At 42.5% G+C, this 6,042-nt stretch carries 3 protein-coding genes; 1 reads left to right on the top strand and 2 read right to left on the bottom strand.

Annotated elements, in window-relative coordinates:
• Positions 1–526 precede the first annotated feature (526 nt).
• A complete protein-coding gene (locus tag VF500_RS01405) occupies positions 527–2,944 on the top strand; it encodes an ABC transporter permease (protein WP_330857959.1) in 2,418 nt (805 codons plus the stop codon).
• Positions 2,945–3,319: 375 nt separating this feature from the next.
• On the opposite strand, the gene VF500_RS01410 is transcribed toward VF500_RS01405, so the two are convergent.
• Positions 3,320–4,207 (bottom strand): hypothetical protein, encoded by an 888-nt coding sequence (locus VF500_RS01410; RefSeq protein WP_330857960.1) that lies wholly within the window; start codon positions 4,205–4,207, stop codon positions 3,320–3,322.
• A 257-nt stretch (positions 4,208–4,464) separates the two neighbouring features.
• On the bottom strand, positions 4,465–5,634 hold the full coding sequence (locus VF500_RS01415) for a hypothetical protein (RefSeq protein ID WP_330857961.1): 1,170 nt from the start codon (positions 5,632–5,634) through the stop codon (positions 4,465–4,467).
• Positions 5,635–6,042: the final 408 nt, after the last annotated feature.

Raw genomic sequence — 6,042 nt, forward strand, 5'->3', positions numbered from 1 at the left:
GATGCAGAAGTACAAAAGGCAAGAAAGCTTGCTCGTCTGCAAAAAGAAGCTCAAAAACTCGGTCTTACTCTCCAAAATGCAGCTTGATTATGAATGATTTACATGCACGTCATTATAAGGCACGAAGCAATCCCCTACTTACAGAGCGGGTAAACAAGTGCTCCCTGTACAGTTCGCGATTGCTTCGTACCTCGCAATGTCGTTTTTTTAAACAGTCGTCCGTCCGTCTCCCTGTGCCCAACTCTTTTTTAATTGTGTGGACACGGAACCTCAAAGCCTTTCTAATGCAGAGGGCACAAGTAAGCCCCGCTCTTCCAACCACACAATACTTGCGCCAGGGAAACGAAAATTAACCTAACCTCTAATCTCCAACCTCCAACCTCTAATCTCTAAAAACCATAACCGCACAATCACTGTGCGAAAACGAACACTTTCGTAGATTGTGATTTGGAGTAATTTATTGATAATCAATTGCTTGTAATTGTGGCGCGTAATTGGCTAATTATCAGGTATAAATCACACAATTATGCTTAAAAATTACCTGCTGGTTGCTTTTAGAAACCTATCTAAAAACAAGGCTTTCTCCACTATCAATATAGTAGGACTGGCTATTGGCATGGCTGCATGCCTGCTTATACTGCAATACGTTAGTTTTGAATTGAGCTACGATGATTTCCACACCAAAAAGGACCGGGTTTTCCGCATCAATCAGGACAGGTATAACAACGGTAAGTTAAGCACCCAATGGGCTGGCGGGGCATTTGCGCCGGGATCTGCCTTTAAAACCGAGCTTCCCGAAATTGAGGAATATGTGAAAATTTTAGGTGCCGGCCAAACCATTGCTACCTACAAGGAGCAAAAAATGGTGATCCAGAACGTATATTATGTAAGCGAGGCTTTCTTTAAAACGTTTACTTTCCCGCTGATAAATGGCGACCCTAACACAGCGCTTAAAGAACCTAACACCGCGGTAATTACCCGGCAAATTGCCGATAAACTTTTCCCCGGTATAAACCCGGTTGGGCAAACCCTATATATTAATACAGATAAGCCGCTTAAAATTACAGGCGTAATGAATAACATGCCTGCCAATACGCACATGAATTTTGATATCATGCAATCGTATGCTACGCTGCTTAAAGAAAATCCGCCTAATAAAAATTTCAATATTGATAATGCCTGGCTAAACGACGGCTGTACCACTTACCTGTTGCTAAAACCAGGCGTTGATCCGCGTAAATTGGAGGGCAAGTTTATCCCGATAGTGAAAAAGGCTTACGACAAGTACCCCGGATCGGGCGAAGGGGGAGTTTATAGCCTGCAGCCGGTAAAGGACATCCACCTGTACTCCAACCGCATGCTGGAGTTTCAGCCCAATGGCGACGGCAAATCGGTGTACCTGCTTTTAGGTATTGCCATTTTTGTGATCATTATTGCCTGGATCAATTATATCAACCTGGCTACCGCCCGTGGTATTGGCAGGGCTAAAGAGGTTGGCGTACGTAAAACCCTTGGTTCGGCAAAGGGGCAGCTAATTACCCAGTTTATGCTGGAGGCCATGATGCTTAACGCTATGGCTATTGGGCTTGCATTGCTCATCATTATGGCCTGCCTGCCTGCATTTGCCAATATTTCGGGCATACAGATGGGTTTCACCTTGTTTACCAAAGCCGCTTTTTGGCTGGCTGTTTTGGGGATCTTTGTGCTGGGCTCATTCTTCAGCGGTTTTTATCCGGCTATTGTGCTGTCAGCCTTCAGGCCGGTTGAGGTGATGAAGGGCAAGATCCTGGCATCGCCAAGGGGAGTGATATTGCGTAAGGCAATGGTGGTATTTCAGTTTGCGGCCTCTATATTTTTGCTGATAGGCTCGCTTACCGTATTCAGGCAGCTTAAATATATGCAAAGCCAAAAGTTAGGGGTGAAGATTGATCAAACCCTGGTGATCAAAGCACCGCTGGTTAAGGTAGATTCCTTTTACCGCAGCATGAGCTCGTTTAAACACGAATGCCTGGCACAATCTGCCGTTAAAAGCGTAACCGTGTCAACCTCTATCCCCGGCGAACCTGTGGGCTGGAATGCCGGAGGTATTAAGCTGGTAGGCTCCGATCAAAGCACCAGCAAGCAATACCGTATCATCGGTGCCGATTATGATTATCTGAACGCTTATGATATTAAACTGGTAGCCGGTCGTAAGTTTTCCAAAGAGTTTGGCGATGACCCGCACAGCGTGGTGTTCAACAAAAAAGCTGTTGAGCAATTGGGCTTCAGCAAACCTGCCGATGCCCTTGGCAAACGCATTGATTTTTGGGGACAGGTTTATACCATAGTAGGCGTGGCCGATAACTTCCACCAGCAATCCCTGCATGATGCTTATGATGCCATTATCTTCCGCTGTATCCCCGACGTGCGGGGAGAAGTATCGGTAAAGGTAAGCACCACCAATATGCCCCAAACCATTACCGATCTCAAGAAAACATGGGCCGCCTTCTTCCCCGGCGACCAGTTTGATTATTTCTTTTTAGACCAGTTTTTCAACAAGCAATACAAAACTGATCAGCGCTTTGGGCAGGTGTTTGGCGTATTTACCGGCATAGCCATTTTTGTGGCCTGCCTGGGCTTATTTGGCCTGGTATCGTACACCATTGTACAGCGCACTAAAGAGATAGGGATCCGTAAGGTACTCGGCGCTTCGGTAAACAGTATTTTAAGGTTGTTGTATAAAGATTTCGCCCTGCTGGTGGTGGTGTCGTTCGTGATCTCGGCACCGATAGGATGGTATGCCATCAGTAAATGGCTGCAAACTTATGCCTTCCGGATGGATATCAACCCCTTCCTGTTTGTTATACCGTTTTTCCTGGTATTGCTGGTAGCTTTTGCAACGGTATCATTCCTGAGTGTGAAAGCAGCACTGATGAACCCGGTGAAGAGTTTGAAAACGGAGTAGGGGAGAAATGAGAATTGAGAGACAAGAATCAAGAAGTCAAGATTTAAGAAAAATAACATCTGCCGCGGGTTTAGCGATAGCGTAACCCGTGGTTAAGTATGATCGAAGCTTTCAGCTTCGCCGCTTAAGCTGGAAGCTTATACGGTGCGCCCCACAGGTTACGCTATCGCTAAACCTGCTGTAGTGTTTAAACAAAAAATGCTCTTCGGATAGCCGGAGGGCATTTTTATATCTGATAGAAATCAGCAACGCGTGTGGCCTATCAACAAGGAATCTAATTAATGCTCGTCGTCCGTCCGTCACCCCGTGTCAAACACTTTCTAAAAGCTATGGACGCCTGCGGTAGGGGGGATTTTCAGTCTGTGTTTAACGATATTAGCTAATGATATATCTTTTCTCGTAATCGCTTAATATAGCAGTCATCTCATGAAAAAACTTTTGGCTTTTAAAATCCTTAGGCTTTTTGTTTAAACTGCTGATGTCTGATATGGCTTCAAGAATTTTGTTTTTCAGCACTTTAAATTGACCATGCACATCAAGCTGCTTTAATTCATCATAATCAAACTGTTTAACAACAAGAAGGTATTTGGCGCCATAACGTTTAAGGTTAGCGGTTTCTGCATGATGCTGCATGTATCCTTTTGAGTCGGCTATCTCATATCCTAAATGAAAGGCGTGCACCGATGTACCGAAATCTATCCCGGATAGGTTATTATTGACAAAATCTTCTACGTCGTTAAGCTTGTAATGAATGTTTTTCTCTTTTACTTCAACGGTGGTGGTAACAACAAAATTAAACCGCAGGTTATTAAAAGGCTTTATAATAGATAAATTCAGCTGTTTATCATTTAGCAGGTGTGATTCCTCTTTGAGATAGTTTTCATAGTCGCTATACAATTTGTCTGCTTCAAACCCTTTGGGTATTGTCATTCTTTGAGCGAGGTATTTTATGGATATTAACGACGCATTTAACATCAGTGAAATCCTTTCGATTTCGGTTGATTGATTGAAAACCGTATGATCAACATGACTTGAAATGTGTGCGCAACCTGTATAAACACCATCCTCGTGTAACCCTAAGTTAATTGTCGGCTCAATATAGATGTCGAATCTAAAAAGATCAATATTGCCGCCATAGTCCCTGCCTTCAATAAAGCTAAGAAATACTTTTGCAGCTTGCTGCTCAAGCGGTTCATAGTCGCGTTGCTCCCGGTTCTGATTAATTAAAAACCAACATCTGTAATTTTTTACTTTGCCACTCATATGCTTTTAACAAACCTAAAAAGAAATTGTAAAATAGTAATTTGAAACAAAGCCTATCCTTGCTAATGTTTAGTTTGTTATAGGTTTTATCAACGTACCTCGCAATCGTGAGGTACGAAGCAATCGCGAACTTGCTTAAAAAGTCAGGAGTGCGCCACGTTTTTCCCTATGCTGCATACTCGCGCCAGTTGGGGGAAGTTTATAACTTAATCCCGAAGCCAAAAGATAGCCTCATGCGCTGTTAAATATTCAAAACATCAAATACCAGCACCACGCTGTTTGTGTACCGACAGATAGTGATTTAGCTGTTTTAACTCATCCTCCATAAATCGGGGATTATTCATTTGCGAACGAAATTGATTTATAATGTCTATCGCCGCTATAACGCCTTGTTCGTACCAGGGAAATTCATTTGCCAACGAATTTAATTTTGCGAGAGCAAGCAGAGGCTCGTTGGTATTTGTCAATTTCACTGCATGTTCATGCCTAAAAACCGGGCAGTAGTAATATTCTTCGGCCAACAAATTCCATGCTTTCAAATCGGCGTTGCCTGCGTGTAAAAATGAAGCTGCAAAAATTGATGAATCAATATAATCTTTTGAGAAACAGAAATAATTGAGCAACCCTATTGTCTTTTGATCTGAGGCGGCAATCTTTTCCTTTAATAGTTCATCAATCAAATTGTGCGCCTTTTGTTTGTCGCTTTCATTTCCATGAAGGTGCAAAATATTAGCATATTCAACCCTTACTTTAGGGTGGTTTGGCACATTCTCAAAGGCATAGTCGATAATCTTCCGCGCTTTTTCCAATCTGGATAAAAGCCTGTTTGTTTTGGCCATTGCAACCAATATCAAAGCGTTATTCAAATCGTCGTCCTTTACATTTTCACTAAAATATTCCCCGGCCTCCACAGGTTTACGGTCGTTATTATAGCGTTCAATAATTTGCCATTTTCCTATTTTATTAAATTCCGTTTCATCCCAAAATCTAAATAATAGTCCACGCCTGTCCCATTTGGAGCGAATTTGTTTCCATTCGTTAAATACAGCATTAAAAGCTTCATGTGGCTTGTAAGTTATGCCGTTTGCATCTGTTAAATTAAATCTAATGTCAAGGTCTGACCTTGAATAATATCTTTTTATCGAATCATATATTTCAATCTCAAAGTTTTCTTCAGAATGATCGAAACTGAATTTTTCATCAAATGCCTTTTTTAATTCTTCAGCGGTCGGGAGGGTGTGTTCATTAGCTTCGGGTTGAGCAGCAGCTACCTTTTCTTGCGTAAAGGGCGCTTCTTCAATTTCGTCGGTTATTGAGGCTGTATTCTCGCTAATTTCAGGTTGATCAGGAACTACATTTTCCGGCGCAGGAGGCACTTCTTCAATATTTGTGTCTTTTTTGCCGAATAACTTTTTTAATATATTCATGGTTTAGTGTTTGCGTTGTTCTTAAACCAAAATTATCAATTTAATATTAGCTATGTTGTTTAAAAACCGAAGTTAATAAACTTCGGTAATGGTTCCCCTCCCCGGCGCGAGTGTGCAGAGAGGGGCTAAAGCGTGGCGTACTCGTGTCTCTCAATGGCTTTTTTGGTTGCATACTCACCAGTGTCATTACAACCCCGTCCATTACCCGTCCCTAAGCGTGGTAACACAGGTATACGGACGGACGTACACCAAGCCAATCTCTATTCACGTCATTGCGAGTAACCATCAGGATTCTCCTGAAAAAAAATGAGATGACGTGCTCTGCGATGAGAAGTAAGATATTAGCGGAATAAACAGGGCAAATTACACACCCCGTATAACCCTTGGGGCCTTTAAGAGCCCGCTTGC

Origin of the sequence: Mucilaginibacter sp. (assembly GCF_036383575.1) — a bacterium.
In the GTDB taxonomy this organism is placed as follows: domain Bacteria; phylum Bacteroidota; class Bacteroidia; order Sphingobacteriales; family Sphingobacteriaceae; genus Mucilaginibacter.

Coding starts and splice junctions, on each gene's coding strand:
- VF500_RS01405 (WP_330857959.1), top strand. CDS start 527: ATGCTTAAAAATTACCTGCTGGTTGCTTTTAGAAACCTATCTAAAAAC.
- VF500_RS01410 (WP_330857960.1), bottom strand. CDS start 4,207: ATGAGTGGCAAAGTAAAAAATTACAGATGTTGGTTTTTAATTAATCAG.
- VF500_RS01415 (WP_330857961.1), bottom strand. CDS start 5,634: ATGAATATATTAAAAAAGTTATTCGGCAAAAAAGACACAAATATTGAA.